The organism is Bathymodiolus heckerae thiotrophic gill symbiont (genome assembly GCF_900180345.1).
GTDB lineage: Bacteria > Pseudomonadota > Gammaproteobacteria > PS1 > Pseudothioglobaceae > Thiodubiliella.
Genome location: NZ_FXLV01000031.1, coordinates 1 through 18,233 on the forward strand (window position 1 = coordinate 1; position 18,233 = coordinate 18,233).

The following is an 18,233-nucleotide window of genomic DNA, read 5'->3' on the forward strand; positions in this document are numbered from 1 at the left end:
AAAAATCCACTTTTCACCTGCTTGGCGATTTTTTAAACCCAGCCTTAGCCCTGCTAGGACAAGGTTTAAGAAAATCACCAATCTGGCAAAAATTGAATTTTGCTAATCATCCCTATTTATGCAAAGGCCTCCTAAAGGCAAGACCATCATAGTAAAATGGGTGCAATTCATTACTCATCTTTAGTCAATGTCTAACAAAATCAACGCCATTCGTGGTATGAACGACTTGCTTCCCAAAGAGTCTGCTTTGTGGCTATCGTTAGAAAGAACAATCTTTGATTTGTTTATTTCCTATGGTTTTAAAAATATCCGCACGCCAATCGTAGAAAAAACCGATACCTTTCATCGTGCGATTGGTCAGGCGACGGATATTGTGGAAAAAGAAATGTACACTTGGGCGGATTCTAATGGCGATTTATTAAGCCTTAGACCTGAGAATACAGCAGGTGTGGTGCGAGCAATGATTGAACATAACCTGCCTAGAGAGGGCATTCAAAAAGTGTTTTATCAGGGTGCAATGTTTCGTCACGAACGCCCACAAAAAGGGCGTTATAGGCAGTTTCATCAAATTGGTGCTGAGGTGTTTGGTGCTGATAATGCTAAGATAGACGCAGAACTTATTGCCATGACGCATTCGCTTTGGCAAGGTTTGGGGTTAAAAAATGTATCACTGGAAATCAACACGCTAGGTTCTGCTGAGGCACGGGCGAATTATCGTACGGTGCTGGTTGATTACTTCACCCAACACAAAGCCCTGTTAGATGAGGATTCTACAAGGCGTTTAAGCACTAATCCGCTGAGAATTTTAGACAGCAAAAATGAAGATTTACGCAACCTGATTGAAACTGCACCTAAATTAATGGATTATCTCGATGAGGCATCTGCCAAGCATTTCGAGCAGTTCAAAGCCTACTTAGAATGTTTGAATATTCCTTATATCATCAACACTCGCTTAGTGCGGGGGCTGGATTATTATAATCGCACAGTGTTTGAATGGACCACTACCGATTTGGGTGCACAAGGCACGATTTGTGCGGGGGGTCGTTACGATGGTTTGGTGGAGCAAATGGGGGGCAAGTCTTGCCCTGCGGTTGGCTTTGCTCTAGGTTTAGAGCGCCTAATTTTGCTTTTGCAAGCGCAAAATTTGTCTGTTGGTAAGCAGCCTTTGTCTATTTATATGATGGCATTAGGCGATGCGGCACAACTAAAATCATTGCAAATTTCTACGCAACTACGGCAAGCATTGCCAGCGGTAATCCTCTATAATGACATCACGCTGGGTAGTTTTAAATCGCAATTTAAAAAGGCAGACAAAGCCAAGGCGGATTTTGCAATTATTTTAGGCGAAGAAGAGCTGAACAACAACCAAGTGGCAATTAAGCCCTTAAAAGGTCAAGGCGAACAGCAACGAATGAATCTTAACGAAATAGTGAATTATTTAAAGGAACAAAAATGAAAAATTTTATTGAAGTAGGTAAAACCGAAGAAGAACAAGCCGAGCAAGTTAAAAAGTGGATTAAAGAAAATACACTGCAAATTGTTATTGGTATTTCGCTGGGGTTAGGTGGTATTTGGGGATTTGATTATTATAAAAATCAACAATATCAACAAGCCACACAAGCACGGGAATATTACCTATTATTAGCTGCCAATCCAAGCAATAACAAGATTCTAACCACGCTAAAAGAAAAGTACACTGACAGTGCTTACACGCAGCAAGTAGATTTACTAATGGCAAAACAAGCGGTGAGCAAGGGTAATTATCAAGTTGCGTTGGATTATTTGCTGCCACTTGTTGGCAATGAAGACGAGTTTATCGCACAAAACGCAAAACTCAGGGCTGCCAGTGTATATTTGGAGATGGGCAATACTGATAAAGCACTTACAGTGTTGGGTGATAATAGCAACGAAGCATTCAATGCCTTGTATGAACACACTAAAGGCGATGCTTACTTTGCAAAAAATGATTTTTCTGCTGCTAAGAAGCACTACCAGTTAGCACTTACTCAGTTGCCTGATGATTCAAGGTTGAAAAGCTTGATTCAAGTTAAATTCAATGATATTAATTAAGTTTTTTCTATGCCTGTTATTTCCCTCGTTGGACGACCGAATGTTGGCAAGTCTACATTATTCAATCGTCTAAGTAAGTCGCGTCAAGCCTTAGTTTCTGACTTTGAGGGCTTAACCCGTGACCGCCAATATGCAGAGATTTTATTCGATGAGGACAGTGAGACTTTTGCCACTATTATTGACACCGGCGGCTTAACCAATCAAGACAATATTATTGACAGTGGCATTCAAACACAGGTACTAAATGCCCTAGAAGAATCTAATGTTATTTATTTTATTGTCAGTAGCCGAGATGGCATCATTGGCTTAGACCGAGAAATCGCCTCACAATTGCGAAAACTTAAAAAAGACATTGTTTTGGTTTGTAACAAAGCAGAAGGTTTAGACCCGTCTTTGGCGGCAGAATTTTACGAATTAGGTATGGGTGAGCCGATTTTAATATCCGCAGAACACGGGCAAGGGATTGGCGATCTGATTGATTATACCTTGCCACTGCTGCCAAAAGAAGTCGAAAATGAAGAAGAAGAGGATATCGAAGGCATTGCCGTGGCCGTGCTAGGCAGGCCAAATGTCGGTAAATCCACTTTAATCAATCGTATCTTAGGCGAAGAACGAGTGTTGGCGATTGACCTACCTGGCACCACGCGTGACAGTATTTACATTCCTTTTGAGCGTGAAGGGCAAAAATACACACTGATTGACACTGCGGGTATTCGTCGCAAACGCTCCACCCACGAAAAGATTGAGATATTTTCTATTATCAAAGCGCGTGAGGCGATGGAGCGCTCGCATGTGGTGGTGTTAATGCTGGACGCCAGCGAAGGCGTTACCGAACAAGATGCTACTTTGTTAGGTATGATTGCCGACCGAGGTCGGGCACTGATGATTGTGATTAACAAATGGGATGGCTTAGATGAATATCAAAAGCAAGAAGTAAAGCGCAAACTGGATGTTAAATTATCGTTTGTTAATTACGCCAGCGTGCATTACATCTCTGCCCTGCACGGCTCAGGCGTGGGCAAACTATTCGCACCCATTATTACCGCTTACACTCATGCTGGCGCTGAATTTAGCACCCCTAATTTGAATAAAATTTTAGAAAAAGCCAATCACGGACACCAACCACCACCAGTCAAAGGCAGAAGATTAAAAATTAAATATGTCAATCAAACCGATGTTTTTCCGCCAACGCTAACTTTCCATGGTAATCATTTGCACAGTGTGCCAAACGCCTATGAGCGCTATTTAAAAAACTTCTTTATCAATGCATTAAAGCTCACTAATACGCCACTGAGGATTGAATACAAAAGTGGCGACAATCCTTTTAAAGACAAAAAAAATGTGCTAAATGCTAGACAAATCGCCAAAAGGCGTCGGCTGATGAAGTTTATTAAGAAGAAATAAAACTTACTTTGCTGGTGTTTTTATCAACCTTGACTTGCAGTTCGCAATAACCATTTTCATAACTGATTGCCTGTAATGGATCGTCACTGCACGTACAGCCGGGAATAATTTCACGAAAAAACACCCCAATTTTTAGCTGGATAACTTGCTCAGATTCGGCACTTGAAAAAAGGCTAATATCAATAGAATCTTCATCAATATTGCCGCTATGACGACAACACTCAATAAGTGGCAAGTTGTCAAGCGTTAAGTATTTAAGCGCCTGCTGAGGTGACATTATGACGATAAAATGAGATTATGCGCCTCAGATGCAGCCTTGATAAACCCCTCAAACAATGGATGCCCATCGCGTGGCGAAGAGGTAAACTCTGGGTGGAATTGGCAAGCCACAAACCATGGATGATCCGTAATCTCTACCATTTCCACCAAAGAACCGTCGATTGAACGACCAGAAATCTTCATGCCCGCTTCTTCTATCCTGTCAATCAAGGTGTTATTAACTTCATAACGATGACGATGGCGCTCGGTAATCACTTCTTTGCCATAAATCTCTCTGGCTTTAGAGTTAATAGTCAAAGCGCATTCTTGCCCGCCCAAACGCATCGTGCCGCCTAGGTCTGAATCTTTATCACGCATTTGCTTGTTGCCTTTTTCGTCTTGCCACTGCGTAATCAACCCCACCACTGGATGCGGTGTAGAGGCATCAAACTCTGTGCTATTGGCGCCGCCCATATTTGCCACATTGCGTGCATATTCAATCACTGCAACTTGCATACCGAGACAAATACCCAAATAAGGCACTTTGTTTTCTCGTGCATATTTAACTGTGGCAATTTTGCCCTCAACACCACGATTGCCAAAGCCGCCTGGCACCAAAATCGCACTCATTTCACTAAGACAGTCTGTGCCTGTTTTCTCAATTTCTTCAGAATCAAAATAATGAATATTTACCTTAGTTTGGGTATTAATGCCTGCATGTAACAAGGCCTCTGATAAGGATTTATACGCCTCGGTCAAATCCATATATTTACCCACCATGGCGATATCTACACGGGTAATCGGGGTATTAAGTTTACTCACCACTGCATCCCATTCACTGAGGTCAGTCGGTGGACAATCAAGTGATAATTTCTTTACCACAACCTCATCCAAGCCTTGATCATGCAACGCTCTTGGTACTTTATAAATAGTATCTACATCCAGCGATGTAAACACCGAGTCCTCTGCTACATTGGTAAACAAGGCAATTTTAGCTCGCTCTGCATCAGGTAATTCATGCTCAGAACGGCAAATTAAAATATCAGGCTGAATGCCAATACCTCGTAATTCTTTCACAGAATGCTGGGTTGGCTTGGTTTTGAGTTCGCCTGCAACTTTAATATAAGGCAACAGAGTTAAGTGTATAAACAAAGTATTTTCACGACCCAGCTCAAGCCCCATTTGTCGAATTGCCTCCAAAAATGGCAATGACTCAATATCCCCCGCTGTGCCACCAATCTCAACCAAAGCAACATCTGCGCCCTGTGCACCTGCCTGCGTTAGTTCTTTAATTTCATTGGTAATATGTGGAATAATCTGCACGGTTGCACCCAAATAATCACCCTGTCGCTCTCGCTCAATTACCCGTTGATACACACGCCCTGCGGTAAAATTATTCTTTTTACCCAGTTGCAAACGCACAAAACGCTCATAGTGCCCTAAATCTAGATCCGTCTCCGCACCATCATTAGTCACAAAAACCTCACCATGCTGGAATGGGCTCATAGTGCCTGGATCGACATTGATATAGGGATCAAGTTTCAACATGGTGACATTAAGTCCACGAGATTCTAGAAGCGTTGCCAGAGAGGCAGAAGCGATGCCCTTACCTAAAGAAGAAACCACACCACCCGTGATAAAGATATATTTTGTCGTCATTAAAAACACACAAATTTGAAAGGCGTATGATACCTAAAAATACTTACATAAAATATTAAATATTGCGTAAAACTAAATGTAAAATTCGCCAAATGAGTTATAAAAATTTTATTTCAAGGCTATTTTTTTATCTAAAGCCACACATTGGCAAGCTTGTCTTTACCTCACTGATGATGGTGCTAGCAACGGCACTAGAAAGCTTAATCCCTGAAATTACAGGGCGTATTGTTGATGATTTATTTGTCGGTGGACGCAACAAGCAAACTGCCCTACTTTATGCAGGTACTTTATTGGCTATTATTGCGTTAAGTTCTGTGTTTGCACTCACTTCTACGGCTACCAGTTCTTGGGTTTCTAACAAGGTAATTATGGATTTGCGCAGTAGTATGTTTGCCAAGTTGTTAAAACTCCCTAAATCTTATTTTGACCAGCATCCAACAGGCAAAACACTGTCTAAATTAACTTATGATGTGGAGCAAATTGCTAGCGCTACCTCTACTATTTGGCTAAATTTTGTCAAATCTTTTGTATTTGTGGTTATTTTGATTGGGTATTTATTTTACAAAAGTTGGGAGTTAGGCCTGTCATTAATTGTATTTTTACCTTTGGTATTTTTGGCAGTCAAGCTGTCTTCTATGCGTATGCGCAATTCTAGCAAGAAAGTGCAACAATCTATGGGCAATATGACGCACTTGCTTGATGAAAATATTTCAGGCAGTACCTTGGTAAAAATCTACAATGCGCAACAGCAAGAAAGTACCAAATTCTCTAATCTGATTAACAATATTCGCCAGCAACGCTTTAAAGTGGATATGACCAGTGCCCTTAATATGACATTTATTAATGTTTTAATTGGACTATCTTTGGGCACAGTGGTGTATTTTTCTGCCACTTATTTACAAATGAGTGCGGGTGAATTTTTGTCTTATTTCACTGCGATGGGAATGTTGGTTAAACCTTCTAAAAACCTCATTAATATTAACAAACCCCTGCAAATAGCAATGGCAGCTGGTGAGAGCGTGTTTGGATTAATGGATGAAAAAACAGAAAAAAACGAAGGCAAAAAGCACCTTAAAAACACCAAAGGTGCGATTCAATTCAAGGATGTTTATTTTGGTTATAATGATAAAAACACCGTTTTAAATAACATCAATCTAGACATAAAAGCAGGCGATAACATCGCTATCGTTGGTTCTACGGGTAGCGGAAAAACCACCATTATTCAATTATTGGCAAAATTTTATTCACCAAGTTCAGGCTCTATTACCATTGATGGCATTGATATTAATCAGTTTGAACTCAGTTCATTGCGGTCACAAATCGCCTTTGTTGACCAAAATATACGATTATTTAACGACAGTGTGAAGGGCAATATTGCACTCGGTCAACTTGATGGTATGAGTGATGAAAAGATTGAAAATGCCGCCAAAGTAGCCAATGCTTATAATTTTGTGCAATCACTAAGCGGGCAGTTTAATGCCGAGATTGGTGAAGATGGTGTTAAACTCTCTGGCGGTCAGCGTCAGCGGTTAGCCATTGCCAGAGCCATTGCCAAAGACAGCCCAATTTTAATCCTTGATGAGGCTACCTCAGCACTCGACTCTGCCACTGAAAAACAAGTGCAAGATGCGATTAATGAAATGCAAAAAGGCCGTACCACCATTATCATTGCACACCGCCTTAGCACTGTACAAAAGGCCGATAAGATTGTGGTGCTTCGCCAAGGGCAGATTATTGAGCAAGGCTCACACCAAGACTTGATCGATGCTGATGGCGAATATGCCTCGTTGTATAAATATCAATTTAATTAAGGCGCTTACAGGTTGTAAAACTCATTCTTTAACCACTATCATTTTATGTTCAAGCATATCACGCATAGTATAGCCGATACCGCCAATGCCGTAGCCCGAGTGTTTTCTGCCAGCAAATGGCATCCAATCAACTCTAAAAGTGGTGTAATCGTTAATCATAACAGCGGAGGCTTGTAGTTTTTTTGCTACTTCCATTGCGGTTTCTATCTTGTTACTAAATACTGAGGCTTGGAACGAAACCTCTAGGCTGTTTGCTTGTTCGATGGCCTCATCTAGCGTTTTATAGCCATATACACAAACTACAGGCGCAAACACTTCTTGAGTAGAAACTTTGGCGTTTTTAGGGGGATTTAATAGCACAGTTGGCTCATAACTCACCGCATTGATACGCTTACCCCCCGTTATTAATCGTGCACCTGAGGCAACGGCTTCATTCACCCACGCCTCAATTCTGTCGGTTTCTTTCGATGAGATGAGAGGACCTAAATCGGTCTCTTCGTTAATGCTATCACCAACCACTTGCCCTGCGGCGACAGTGGCAATTTTCTGTGCCAAATCCTGTGCATGGCTTGCTGGCACATAAACCCGTTGCACTGAAACACAAACCTGCCCAGAGTGATACATACTGGCTTTGACCACACCATTCACAAAGCCTTTTTCGTCTGCATACGCATCAAAAATCAACGGCGCAACACCCCCATGTTCTAAGGCACAACGCGTGCCTGGGGCTAATTTAGACTTTAAATACCAGCCAACCTTAGCAGAGCCAATAAAACTAAAAAATGCCACTCTGACATCGGTAACGAGTTTTTCTGCATTTTTATTATTCAACAACGCCACTTGCATCCAACCTGCTGGCAAGCCCGCCTGTTGAGCCAACTCTGCCAATCGTAGCGTGCATAGTGGTGTCAAGCTGGCAGGCTTGATAATCACCGGACAGCCCGTAGCAATCGCAGGAATCACTTGATGTATTGCCAAATTTAGCGGATGATTAAACGCACTTACTGCGACCACCACACCAATTGGCTCAAATATCGTATACGCCTCATGCCCTGCCCCTGCTGGGGTGTAATCCATCGGGATTTTTTCTCCTTTAATGTTGTCCAGCTCCCTAATGGCAATGTGAATACCGCTAATAGCACGGGTTACTTCCACTCTTGCATCACGAACAGGTTTGCCACCTTCGTTAGCAATCAGGCGGGTAAAATCCTCATGCTCGGCCTCCACCAAATCGGCTAATTTTTGTAACACTGTAATGCGCTGAGCCTCGGGCAAACACCCTGCCCTATGTCGCTCTTGTGCAGTGGATAGCATTTGCTCTACTTGCGCACTATCGTGCATTGCCAACTCAGCAAGAACTTCGCCAGTGTAGGCTTGTTTAACGGTTAATGTTTTTTGTGTCATATATTCTGCCCTTTTAATCCTGATCCCTTGCATAATGATGAATAACCATCAAAACACTACATTTTAAATTTTTCAGTGCACCGTATTTGTTAAAGAACTTGACATTGAAAATATTCTTTCTTAATCGAATTGTTTTAAGTCGTCTAGCAATGTTTTAGTGTTTTGTGAATAGTCAATCGGCACATCTATCAAATGCACGCCACCGCTCGCAAAAGCCTGATTCATTATCGGCGTAAGCTCATCGCTCGCTGCTACTCGATACCCCGTTGCACCATAACTTTCGGCGTATTTTATAAAGTCTGGATTGTTAAAATCCAGTGCAAAATTTGGTAAGTCTTGCGCCGTTTGTTTCCACTTAATCATACCGTAGCCATTGTCATTAAAAATAATCACCACCAAATTTAAATGCAGTCGAATAGCGGTTTCTAATTCCTGAGAGTTCATCATAAAACCCCCATCACCGCACACTGCCAACACTTGTCGTTGTGGATACATCAGCGCACAAGCAATTGCCACAGGCAAACCTGCACCCATTGTTGCTAATGCATTATCAAGCAGCAAGGTGTTTGGTTGGTTGGTGTGATAATGTCTGGCAAACCACAGTTTAAACATACCATTATCAAGCGACACGATGCCATCATCTTTCATCACTGAACGCACATCACTCACCACTCTTTGTGGCAACATTGGAAATGAGTTATCATCGTCAAGCGCATGAATGGCGTTTTTAGTATCCTCACGAATTTCATTTACCCAGCTGGTATCACAGGCAAAACATATACTGAGTGCTTGTGTCAGCCTGTCTATTGAATTACTGATATTGCCGACCACTTCTACTTGTGGATAATAAATATCTTTAATCTGTGCCGAATAAAAATTAATATGAATCACCTGTTGCTGGTCGCCTTTCATGATAAATGGCGGCTTCTCAATAATGTCATGCCCAACATTAATAATCAAATCGGCTTTTTTAATCGCCTCATGCACATAGTCTTTGGAGGAAAAGGCTGCCGTGCCAATAAACTTATCGTCAATACCACTCAGAACACCTTTACCCATTTGTGTGTTAAAAAACATAATACCCGTCTTATTAACAAAATCAGACAAAGGCTGACGAATGCGCTTACGATTTGCACCTGCACCCACTAACAGCAAAGGTCTTTTTGATGCTTTGATGGCATTAACTGCCTTCTCAATCGACCTATCACTGGCAAACACTCGGTGAATGGTTTGTCTAGGAAAGACGGCATCATTTTGCACCTCTTCTTTAGCAATATCTTCGGGTAATTCTAAGTGCACTGCACCCGGCCGCTCTTCTTCGGCAATCCTAAACGCACCACGCACCAATGCAGGAATTTGTCTGCCATACACAATTTGATCCGTATCTTTTACCAATGGACGCATCATTGCAATAATATCAAGGATTTGGAATTTGCCCTGTAGCCCTTCTTTAATGGGTTTTTGTCCAGTAATGACCACCAACGGCATACCGCCCAATTGTGCGTAAGCAATTGCCGTTACCAGATTGGTAGCACCCGGCCCAAGCGTGGCCAAACACACGCCTGCCCTGCCCGTCAAACGCCCATAAGTTGCTGCCATAAAGGCGGCTGCTTGCTCATGACGGGTAAGAATAAATTTAATCGATGACTTTCTCAAAGAATCCAATAAATCAAGATTTTCCTCGCCAGGAATACCGAAAATATACTCCACTCCTTCGTTTTCCAATGCTTTTACAAATAAGTCTGATGCTTTCATTTTTACACTTCCTAAGTTTGTGGATACAATTCGCTCATTAATACCGATTTTCCATTATTTTGCACAATGCGAATATGAGTGCGATTAAGCTCTCGTGGTTCTTTCACCCCGCAAGAATGCGCAATAATCTCAACAGCGTGGTTTATATTATTAACATAATTCGCAACTTTAATAGTTTTATTTTTTGAGTTTAAGCCTTTTTGCAATCTTTTATTATGTGTGGTAATACCAGTTGGACAGGTGTTTTTATTGCATTTTAAAGCCTGAATACAGCCAATTGAGAACATAAAACCCCTTGCACTGGTAACAAAATCTGCCCCTGTACACAATGCCCAAGCAACCCCAGTTGGAGTGATTAATTTGCCAGAGGTAATGACTTTAATACGCTGTTTTAAGTTATATTGATTGAGCTTATCCACCAAAAGTGGCAAAGTTTCTTTAATCGGCAGCCCGACATTATCCAGTAGTGACATTGGCGCAGCACCTGTGCCACCATCGCCACTATCAAGCGTGATAAAATCAGGCGCTTGCGCTTCACCTCGTTTGTTAATTTCTTGAAAAAAATCATCCAGCCACGCTGTTGCCCCAATCACAGTTTTAAAACCAACAGGCTTACCCGTAACTTCACGCACACGATTAATCATATCCAATAAATCAGTTGTGCTGTTAACCTCAACATGGCGATTAGGCGAGATAGAATCCTGACCCACACCAATGCCTCTAATTTGTGCAATCTGCTGTGTAACTTTAGCGCTTGGAAGAATGCCGCCCTTGCCTGGTTTAGCACCTTGACTCATTTTAATTTCAAACATTTTGACTTGGTTATGTGTGGCAATTTCACGCAATTTTTTATCACTCAATTTACCTTTTTTATCACGCACGCCATATTTAGCAGTACCAATCTGAAACACGATATCCGCACCGCCTTCCAAATGATAAGGCGACAAGCCACCTTCGCCTGTGTTATACCAGCAATTTGCCATTTTTGCGCCGTTTGATAATGCCAATACCGCAGGTTTTGAAATAGCACCAAAACTCATTCCTGAGATATTAAAGATTGATTTTGCCTTATAAGGTTTTTTACAAAAGCCCTTGCCAATAATAATAGCCTTGGTTGCCATACTTTCTTCATCCAGCGTAGGAAAAGGACAATTGGCAAATAAAACTGTACCTGTTAGATTAAGATTTTTAGTAGAGCCAAACGCCACAGTGGTATCAACATTATTTGCCGCCCTATGCACCCAGTCTCTTTCAGCACGGTTAAAAGGCATTTCTTCTCTATCCATAGCAAAGAAATACTGCCTAAAAAACTCACCTAAATTAGAAAAAATACTACGAAAATGCCCAATAACGGGATAGTTTCGTAAAATAGCGTTTTTTCTTTGGGTAATATCAAAAATAAAAGTAACCACCACCACTAGCACAATCAAGCCAATCATAAAAACAAATAAAGTGGAAAGTACCTCTAAAACAGGGGTAACGATTTGCACCACCTTCATCATCTTTGCATCCATTTACCCCTCCTTTTTTTTGCATAAAAATATGAATGATACGCCAAAACACGCAAACATATTATCGGTTATGGCAATATCATTCACAACATTTAATTTCAAAAAGAAAGCGTTATGAAAAAAAATAATAAAAAAATCACTGTTAATTATTGATTGACGGTGAAGGCGTATATAGCGACCCAACTCTTTGGACAATTGTTAACAACAAATTTTATCTAAATTACAACCAAGAAGTGCAACGGCGTTGGAGTAAAGATATTGCTAGTTTTAGCACTAAAGTCAATCATCTTTAGCTCGGGAAAAATCAGTTTAAAACTTTAAACTAAAGTCGCATTTGCTGCCTCATATACGCCCGTAACAATGGAAATATAAATTACTGAGGTGATGGAGGTGCCAGCGATAACACCGATGAGGATGTTTTTGAGTTTGATGTCAATAATGGATAAAAAATAAATTAGTACATTGATTGAAACACCCGGAATAAAACAAAGGGAAAAAATAATGGGAATTTCCTTGGTTTTTATCTTTTGCTCATAGCTTAATATTTTTTCAGGTACTTTGAAATTGAGTTTGTGAGCAAAGTTGTAGATAATCAAACAATAACTAATGATCGCAATTTGAATGGCAAAAAATACTTGAATAAAGGAAAAAAGATAAATACCTGCCAGTAAAAATGCAGTGCCAGGCAGGAGTGTCAGTCCTCTAACAATCAATATAGCAATATAAACCAAATAAGAAATTAAAAAATTTTCACCCGTTAAGAATTTTTTAATCATCATCGGGTCAATGTCATAATCATTCAGATAAAAATAGGTTAAAACGGCAATATTAAATAGAATAAAGCCGTAAAAAAGATATTTTTTACTAATATTTTTCATTGTCGCTCACTTCTATTTCCTCTAGTTTGTCGTAAAATTCGGATAGGTTTTCAGCCTTACCGTATCTAGGTTTGTCGTGCATTTTTAGAAAAGGACGAGCATTAAGTTCTAAAAAAATACACGCTTGTGCATCAAAATCCACCTCAACCCCTTGCTTGCAAATCACATCAATGCCCAAAATATTGGCGTTAAAAAAATCCAATATTTTTTTTAAATCTTTGAGGTTTTTTTCGCTGATCTTATTGTTATCCAGTACTTCAATGCTAGAGCCTAATTTAAGAGATATTTTAGGGTGTAAATACACTTTCTGCCCTGAATTTAGCACATTGGCAAGATTCATATTCTGTGATTTTAGGTATTTTTTTATGGCTGAATTTTTAGGAATCAAGCGAGTAACAGGCAATAAATCCATTTTGACACGAATCGCATTTTCCATATCAATCAATGTGCTAATGCTGTTTTTTCCATCGCCGATAACAAATGGTGGATAACGCCTAAGCACTGACATTACGCCAAATTTTGTCATCACCACACGATAATTTTTACCCAATAAATATTCTTCAACTATGCTCACTGGCCACCATTTTTTAACACCAAAACTGGCTTTTAATAGTTGGGTTTTGCTTTGAATGGGGAAATATGCCCCTCTGGAAAATCCACCAACATTTGGCTTGATTGCCAAAGGGAAGCCGTTTTTTTTGGCAAATTTAAAAGCGCTAACGGGGCTGATAAATGCTGTGCCTTTGGCGTAAGGCAGGTTATTTTTTTCAAAAGATTGGCGTGCTTGAGCTTTGGATCGGCAGGCACGACGCACACTTAACGGATTGTAATCACTACAGCCTGATAGAAAAAATCGAGATAAGAATTTATGCAGTAATTGCATTATTCCGCCTTTGATTGGTAGTGTTTGATGATTTTTTTTAAGAACACAAAGTGATTGAAATATTTTTTAGGAATGGTGTTGCTAACCTTGGCTAGATGTCTCATATTATCCTTAATAAATTGTCGTTTGCTTGCCTTAGAGACGGTGTTATCCAGCAACTGAATAGGAAAGGGTGCAAATAAATTAATCTCAATAATGTGCAACAAACCTACCAATAAATCCGCCTTAGAGTTCGCCCTAACCCCCACTCTAGCGATACGAAAATTGGGCAATTGTTGTAAATGTCGCTGCAAAATCTGCATTTCTTGTGGGGAGAAACTGGCAGTAATATCACGATAAATCATCGACTTATTGTGAATGCCGTTAATCGGGTAGCGCTCATCTGAGTAGTTAATCGACTGAGTGATATTGAGTGTGCTCAATTGATTGAGATTCTCAGCATCACGGATATAAAAAATTTCATATTCTTTGCATTCATGTGCCGCATATTGCACAATGTAGGGGATTTTGCTTTTGGTTCTAAAATTGACAAAATCTTGCAATTTGTCAATCCGAATAATGCCGTTGGAATTTTGCCCCCATTCAGGTTTAAGAAAAACAGGAAAATCGCTGGGCGGCTTGTTTTTATCAAGATAGGATTGTTGCAAACGCCATTTCAAGGGAATATAGGCATCTATATCAATTTTGGAATAAAAGCCTTTTTCGGCGTTATACCACTCGGCGTTGATTTGAAAATACCACCACGGCGGAATACCAAGGCGAATTGACCAATAAATATAATAAAAAATCAATCTAAAGGTCAAAAAACTTCTCCTTTTGCTGGATTATCTGAATAAAAATGCAAACTTAAACTTGGTTCAATAGCACTAATTTGATGAGACCTTTGCATAAATATGGAGGATTAGCAGAATTCAATTTTTGTCAAATTGGTATTTTTTTTAAACTCTGCCCTAGCAAGGCTAAGGTTGGGTTTAAAAAAATTACCAAGTTGGTAAAAGTGGATTTTTAATGATTATTCATATTTATGCAAAGGTCTCTTGATGAATGTTGTTCATTCTTCCTTTAATGCTATTGCTGTATCGATATTCACCACCCATAACAGTCTAAATATCAATTTTTCACCAATATACGCCAAAGACAACAATGTCTCTTCTTACTTAAATAAAGTATCACACAACTTCTGATTAAAAGTATTTTCATTGTTGTGTTGCTTAATGTGACAATAATCCCACCCACAATGGAAGGTTGATTAGCACCCGAGCACATACGATTGGCAAAATTAGGATGACTGGCGTTAGGAGAATAGTCCAAGATCATTCATTTGGTTAAGATTTCTTATTTAACACAACCATTACAACGCCTAAAACCAAAATAGACAAGGCGGCATTTGCCAAACCTGCATCGGTGTGAATTTGTCCATTTTCACTCCATTTCACCACCCACCCAAGCGGAGTGAATAAATGAAAGAATATCGCACCACTCATCACCGCAGCCGACATCAGCCCGCCGATACAGTGTAATTTCTGTCTTTTCGACCACAAAACAATAGGTGCAAGCAAAACTAGAGAAGTTAACAACTCAAAACCACCCACAATATAAGCCCCATATTGCGTAAATAATTCGCCAACAGTGCCGCCCAAAAACCCGCTCATCCACGCACCCAAGGTGCCAAAAATATGCAAAGGCTCTGCCGCACCATTGAATTTATAAGGCAACGAACCTAAGAAAACATAAGATGACCAAAGGGCAATCATCCAACTTGCTGTTATTTTAATAATATTATTCATAATTTTATTCCTCTGTTAAATTAAACGATTCAACGCCTTTCCAGTATCCAAAGTTGTTCTTACCATCTGAGCGGCTTCAACCAATGAATTGGCTTTTTTAGTATGCCATAAAATCAAACTCGCTGCCAAAACCAAGCCATCATAAAACACACCTTTTTCACCTCCAAGTGCTGCCCTGCCTAGATTAACTGTATATTCTGCCAGTTTTTCGATGTCATTTTCAACACACAGTCCTTCGGGAAATGCAATCGCCCGTAATTCTTGCTCAATACCCAATGATTTAGGATCAATATCCACTCTATCTTGCTCTTCAGTACCTCGATACGATACCATCAACCCTTTTTGTCGCAAAGACGGAATCACCCCGCCCTCAACACCCCGCACCAATAATGCACTATCCATGCCGCTGGCATTGAGCAAATGCGCATAAATTGGCGGATAGGGTTTATGTACATAGCCCAAAATCGAGTGCGTGGTCTTGCCTCGCAAGGGTCCAACCAGTGTTTCCACGGTGTTAATCACAGTGCGTTTGATGAGCAAGTCGCGTAATGACACTAAATCATGCAAACCGCTACAATAACTGGCTTGGTCAATATAACTCCAGCCAATCGATGGATTTTCTAGTCTGGTTTTTGCTTGTTGCGTTGAATGATCAACCTCCAAACCTAGTGCTTGGCTAATATGCCTATGCGTAAGTCCAAACTTTGGCGAGACGCTATCTAGTCCATGAATAACCGTTGGCAAGCCCAATTCTGCCAACAAAGGTGGTAAAAAAGATGAAATGGGAATTGAGCGATTATAGCCACTATAAGGGTCACCCAAATCCACCAAATCATCAACATTAACCTGTTGCTTGTCACTTTGCGCAAGAATAGCAGCCAAGATACCTTCGTTTTCCTCCATGCTCTCGCGTTTCATCCGCAGAGCAATGAGAAAAATTGCCGATTGCACAGCATTAATCTCGCCACGCAAAATAGCCTGCATACCGTCTCTGGCTTCTTCAAAAGCAATGTCTTTGCTCAAATCTGGACCTGTTGCAATACGCTGGATAATGGATTTTATTAGTTCTTGTGAGTTCATAAATTTATATATATTTTGTTGTTTTGTTGTTTAACGCTGTAGGTGCACAAATTGTCTATATCCTCTTCCGAGCTATAGCCTGTGGACAAATCAAAACTATAGCCATGCAGCGAACACTTTACTCGATTGCCCTTAAGACAGCCTAAAGTCAGCTCAATATCCTCATGCGGGCAACGGTTTTCTGCTGCATACAGCGAGCCATTATTTAGTGTTACAAATATCTTTTTGCCTTCAACCGTTGCCGCGACCATAGTACCTTCTTTTGGCGCAGAATCCAGTGCTTTTACCCACATTAAAAGAAACTCCACACATTGTTTTGATTAAGTTGCGAAACGCATTGTTTTAACTGCTGTTGGTAGCGTTTAGCATTATTGGCAACTTTCTTGGCGACTTTTTTCAGCCAAGGTTTTTTATTGTAATTTTTCCTATTAAATCCCCCATGCCCCTCATGATAAGCCAAATATTGGTTATAAGCATCAGTCTTACTAATGCCTGAACGCCGTTGGGATTGGTTCATATACCAGCCAACAAAATCAGCCGCATCTTCAAACTTATCGCGTTGCGCTCCACGATTGCCTGTTTTCTTTTGATACCAGTCCCAAGTTTCTGTTTTAGCCTGTGCAAAGCCATAAGCATTGCTCGCTCTTGTCCAAGGAATAACACCAAACAAGGTGCTTCTTGGGGGTTTTGCGTCCGATGCAAAATGTGATTCTTGATAAATAATTGCCAACTGTACATGCATAGGTGCGTTGTATTTTTTCTCCGACGCTTTCACTGCCTGATACCAGCGAACTTTTTCGTCCATTAAGGTGCAAATATTATCCACTTTTACCGCAGGGGAGGAAAAAAAACATCCCGTTAAAAACACAGACAATAACAACAATACAAGTTTTTTCATTAGCCAAACACCTTATAAATAATAATAATTTGAGTAACAAATAAAACAACAAACATACCTTTCACAGTACCATTTGATAACGACTTAGACTTAGGTTCAAAAGCAGATGCTTTAGCGCCCTCTTCTAACTTAACACTCGTTGCCACCCAGCCTTTTTCCGAAGACTCGGTATTAAACACAACACGCATACCTACTCTTAAGCGAGACTGATTAAAAACATTTTTTTGATGCACAAAATACTGCTCGCCGTCATCACCTGCAATAAATCCATAACCCTTAGCACCAAATTGACTAACCTTGCCTTTTACTTTTTTTGCCATTTTACCCCCTAATTCCTTTGTTATAAAACCCTAATTCCCCATTAGCATATTTATGAATAATACTAGAAATTAAAGTTTGGCAAGGCAACCCTTCCTTTACTGCCTTAATTTGAATATTAGTTAAATCATTACTGGTAAGTCGAATATTAATTCTTTTGTCTTTTTTAAAAGTGTTTTTAGCAGATTGCTGGATAAGCGTTCTGCGCTTTTCAGACAAGATTGGTTTTAAAAAATCAATACTCATATTTATCTAACTTATTTTTTTCATTTTTTATCATCTCTATGAGACCTTTGCATAATTCATAATTCCCCATCCTATTTTCAACCCTTGCAATTTTTCAAAAAAAAATAGCTCAAAATTTCCGTATTTTTCCATAAAAATCTAAAAAACACCTTGTTTGTTTGATTTTTTTAGCCTTATTTCTCTCTTTTTAGCCTTTTTTACTCACTGGATATAATAATCCCTTAGGCTTTTTAATCGCTGCATTTCTTTAAAAATATTCATGCCAGTTTTA

The 18,233-nt window shown here is 40.0% G+C and carries 19 protein-coding genes; 5 read left to right on the plus strand and 14 right to left on the minus strand.

Annotated features, from left to right (window positions below; all coding sequences use genetic code 11):
* Positions 1 to 187 precede the first annotated feature (187 nt).
* The 3 genes from hisS to der are packed head-to-tail and all read left to right on the plus strand — an operon-like array spanning position 188 to position 3,474.
* Positions 188 to 1,456: a histidine--tRNA ligase gene (gene hisS, locus CRYPD_RS04905; protein WP_138146485.1), complete on the plus strand. Its 1,269-nt coding sequence runs from the start codon at positions 188 to 190 to the stop codon at positions 1,454 to 1,456.
* Entirely contained in the window at positions 1,453 to 2,070 is a 618-nt protein-coding gene (locus CRYPD_RS04910) for a YfgM family protein (protein ID WP_138146486.1), read from the plus strand. Before hisS ends, CRYPD_RS04910 begins: the two co-directional genes overlap by 4 nt.
* 9 nt (positions 2,071 to 2,079) lie before the next feature.
* On the plus strand, positions 2,080 to 3,474 hold the full coding sequence (gene der / locus CRYPD_RS04915) for a ribosome biogenesis GTPase Der (protein ID WP_138146487.1): 1,395 nt from the start codon (positions 2,080 to 2,082) through the stop codon (positions 3,472 to 3,474).
* Here der and CRYPD_RS04920 read toward each other — a convergent pair.
* Entirely contained in the window at positions 3,461 to 3,751 is a 291-nt protein-coding gene (locus CRYPD_RS04920; RefSeq protein ID WP_138146488.1) for a glucosamine--fructose-6-phosphate aminotransferase, read from the minus strand. The two genes, der and CRYPD_RS04920, sit on opposite strands and share 14 nt — an antisense overlap.
* Positions 3,751 to 5,391 (minus strand): CTP synthase, encoded by a 1,641-nt coding sequence (locus CRYPD_RS04925; protein ID WP_138146489.1) that lies wholly within the window; start codon positions 5,389 to 5,391, stop codon positions 3,751 to 3,753. The genes CRYPD_RS04920 and CRYPD_RS04925 overlap by 1 nt, the downstream gene beginning before the upstream one ends.
* Positions 5,392 to 5,483: 92 nt before the next feature.
* Here CRYPD_RS04925 and msbA point away from each other — a divergent pair, with 92 nt between their 5' ends.
* A complete protein-coding gene (gene msbA, locus CRYPD_RS04930; protein ID WP_138146490.1) occupies positions 5,484 to 7,202 on the plus strand; it encodes a lipid A export permease/ATP-binding protein MsbA in 1,719 nt (572 codons plus the stop codon).
* Positions 7,203 to 7,223: 21 nt separating this feature from the next.
* Here the strand turns inward: msbA and CRYPD_RS04935 are convergent, their stop codons facing one another.
* From CRYPD_RS04935 to CRYPD_RS04945, 3 genes are all read right to left on the minus strand, one after another.
* Positions 7,224 to 8,606 carry an aldehyde dehydrogenase family protein gene (locus CRYPD_RS04935; RefSeq protein ID WP_171004329.1) on the minus strand — a complete coding sequence of 461 codons (1,383 nt, stop codon included), beginning with the start codon at positions 8,604 to 8,606 and terminating at the stop codon, positions 7,224 to 7,226.
* A gap of 120 nt (positions 8,607 to 8,726) precedes the next feature.
* Positions 8,727 to 10,361: an acetolactate synthase large subunit gene (locus CRYPD_RS04940; protein ID WP_138146492.1), complete on the minus strand. Its 1,635-nt coding sequence runs from the start codon at positions 10,359 to 10,361 to the stop codon at positions 8,727 to 8,729.
* An 11-nt stretch (positions 10,362 to 10,372) separates the two neighbouring features.
* Positions 10,373 to 11,875 carry an FMN-binding glutamate synthase family protein gene (locus tag CRYPD_RS04945; protein ID WP_244610255.1) on the minus strand — a complete coding sequence of 501 codons (1,503 nt, stop codon included), beginning with the start codon at positions 11,873 to 11,875 and terminating at the stop codon, positions 10,373 to 10,375.
* Between the two features lie 146 nt (positions 11,876 to 12,021).
* Here CRYPD_RS04945 and CRYPD_RS07995 point away from each other — a divergent pair, with 146 nt between their 5' ends.
* Positions 12,022 to 12,165, plus strand: coding sequence for a hypothetical protein (locus CRYPD_RS07995; protein ID WP_171004330.1), 144 nt, complete (start codon positions 12,022 to 12,024; stop codon positions 12,163 to 12,165).
* 24 nt (positions 12,166 to 12,189) lie between these two features.
* Here the strand turns inward: CRYPD_RS07995 and CRYPD_RS04950 are convergent, their stop codons facing one another.
* The 9 genes from CRYPD_RS04950 to CRYPD_RS04995 form a co-directional block, all read right to left on the minus strand.
* A complete protein-coding gene (locus CRYPD_RS04950; protein WP_138146493.1) occupies positions 12,190 to 12,750 on the minus strand; it encodes a TVP38/TMEM64 family protein in 561 nt (186 codons plus the stop codon).
* Positions 12,737 to 13,633 carry a cyanophycin synthetase gene (locus tag CRYPD_RS04955; protein WP_138146494.1) on the minus strand — a complete coding sequence of 299 codons (897 nt, stop codon included), beginning with the start codon at positions 13,631 to 13,633 and terminating at the stop codon, positions 12,737 to 12,739. The genes CRYPD_RS04950 and CRYPD_RS04955 overlap by 14 nt, the downstream gene beginning before the upstream one ends.
* Positions 13,633 to 14,436, minus strand: a complete 804-nt coding sequence (locus CRYPD_RS04960; RefSeq protein WP_138146495.1) for a hypothetical protein — start codon at positions 14,434 to 14,436, stop codon at positions 13,633 to 13,635. The genes CRYPD_RS04955 and CRYPD_RS04960 overlap by 1 nt, the downstream gene beginning before the upstream one ends.
* Before the next feature lie 522 nt (positions 14,437 to 14,958).
* Positions 14,959 to 15,420, minus strand: a complete 462-nt coding sequence (locus tag CRYPD_RS04970) for a hypothetical protein (RefSeq protein WP_138146497.1) — start codon at positions 15,418 to 15,420, stop codon at positions 14,959 to 14,961.
* Positions 15,421 to 15,435: 15 nt separating this feature from the next.
* The gene (locus CRYPD_RS04975; protein ID WP_138146498.1) at positions 15,436 to 16,500 is read right to left on the minus strand and encodes an anthranilate phosphoribosyltransferase; all 1,065 of its coding nucleotides are present in this window, start codon (positions 16,498 to 16,500) and stop codon (positions 15,436 to 15,438) included.
* Positions 16,497 to 16,793 (minus strand): Rieske (2Fe-2S) protein, encoded by a 297-nt coding sequence (locus CRYPD_RS04980; RefSeq protein WP_138146499.1) that lies wholly within the window; start codon positions 16,791 to 16,793, stop codon positions 16,497 to 16,499. Before CRYPD_RS04980 ends, CRYPD_RS04975 begins: the two co-directional genes overlap by 4 nt.
* Positions 16,793 to 17,398 (minus strand): transglycosylase SLT domain-containing protein, encoded by a 606-nt coding sequence (locus tag CRYPD_RS04985; protein WP_138146500.1) that lies wholly within the window; start codon positions 17,396 to 17,398, stop codon positions 16,793 to 16,795. Before CRYPD_RS04985 ends, CRYPD_RS04980 begins: the two co-directional genes overlap by 1 nt.
* Positions 17,398 to 17,718, minus strand: coding sequence for a cold-shock protein (locus CRYPD_RS04990; protein WP_138146501.1), 321 nt, complete (start codon positions 17,716 to 17,718; stop codon positions 17,398 to 17,400). Before CRYPD_RS04990 ends, CRYPD_RS04985 begins: the two co-directional genes overlap by 1 nt.
* Position 17,719: 1 nt before the next feature.
* Positions 17,720 to 17,962, minus strand: coding sequence for a hypothetical protein (locus CRYPD_RS04995; protein ID WP_138146502.1), 243 nt, complete (start codon positions 17,960 to 17,962; stop codon positions 17,720 to 17,722).
* Between the last annotated feature and the right edge of the window lie 271 nt (positions 17,963 to 18,233).

What these genes read in the sequence shown, in the direction of transcription:
- hisS (WP_138146485.1), top strand. Translation starts at nt 188, where the DNA reads ATGTCTAACAAAATCAACGCCATTCGTGGTATGAACGACTTGCTTCCC.
- CRYPD_RS04910 (WP_138146486.1), top strand. Translation starts at nt 1,453, where the DNA reads ATGAAAAATTTTATTGAAGTAGGTAAAACCGAAGAAGAACAAGCCGAG.
- der (WP_138146487.1), top strand. Translation starts at nt 2,080, where the DNA reads ATGCCTGTTATTTCCCTCGTTGGACGACCGAATGTTGGCAAGTCTACA.
- CRYPD_RS04920 (WP_138146488.1), bottom strand. Translation starts at nt 3,751, where the DNA reads ATGTCACCTCAGCAGGCGCTTAAATACTTAACGCTTGACAACTTGCCA.
- CRYPD_RS04925 (WP_138146489.1), bottom strand. Translation starts at nt 5,391, where the DNA reads ATGACGACAAAATATATCTTTATCACGGGTGGTGTGGTTTCTTCTTTA.
- msbA (WP_138146490.1), top strand. Translation starts at nt 5,484, where the DNA reads ATGAGTTATAAAAATTTTATTTCAAGGCTATTTTTTTATCTAAAGCCA.
- CRYPD_RS04935 (WP_171004329.1), bottom strand. Translation starts at nt 8,606, where the DNA reads ATGACACAAAAAACATTAACCGTTAAACAAGCCTACACTGGCGAAGTT.
- CRYPD_RS04940 (WP_138146492.1), bottom strand. Translation starts at nt 10,361, where the DNA reads ATGAAAGCATCAGACTTATTTGTAAAAGCATTGGAAAACGAAGGAGTG.
- CRYPD_RS04945 (WP_244610255.1), bottom strand. Translation starts at nt 11,875, where the DNA reads ATGGATGCAAAGATGATGAAGGTGGTGCAAATCGTTACCCCTGTTTTA.
- CRYPD_RS04950 (WP_138146493.1), bottom strand. Translation starts at nt 12,750, where the DNA reads ATGAAAAATATTAGTAAAAAATATCTTTTTTACGGCTTTATTCTATTT.
- CRYPD_RS04955 (WP_138146494.1), bottom strand. Translation starts at nt 13,633, where the DNA reads ATGCAATTACTGCATAAATTCTTATCTCGATTTTTTCTATCAGGCTGT.
- CRYPD_RS04970 (WP_138146497.1), bottom strand. Translation starts at nt 15,420, where the DNA reads ATGAATAATATTATTAAAATAACAGCAAGTTGGATGATTGCCCTTTGG.
- CRYPD_RS04975 (WP_138146498.1), bottom strand. Translation starts at nt 16,500, where the DNA reads ATGAACTCACAAGAACTAATAAAATCCATTATCCAGCGTATTGCAACA.
- CRYPD_RS04980 (WP_138146499.1), bottom strand. Translation starts at nt 16,793, where the DNA reads ATGTGGGTAAAAGCACTGGATTCTGCGCCAAAAGAAGGTACTATGGTC.
- CRYPD_RS04985 (WP_138146500.1), bottom strand. Translation starts at nt 17,398, where the DNA reads ATGAAAAAACTTGTATTGTTGTTATTGTCTGTGTTTTTAACGGGATGT.
- CRYPD_RS04990 (WP_138146501.1), bottom strand. Translation starts at nt 17,718, where the DNA reads ATGGCAAAAAAAGTAAAAGGCAAGGTTAGTCAATTTGGTGCTAAGGGT.
- CRYPD_RS04995 (WP_138146502.1), bottom strand. Translation starts at nt 17,962, where the DNA reads ATGAGTATTGATTTTTTAAAACCAATCTTGTCTGAAAAGCGCAGAACG.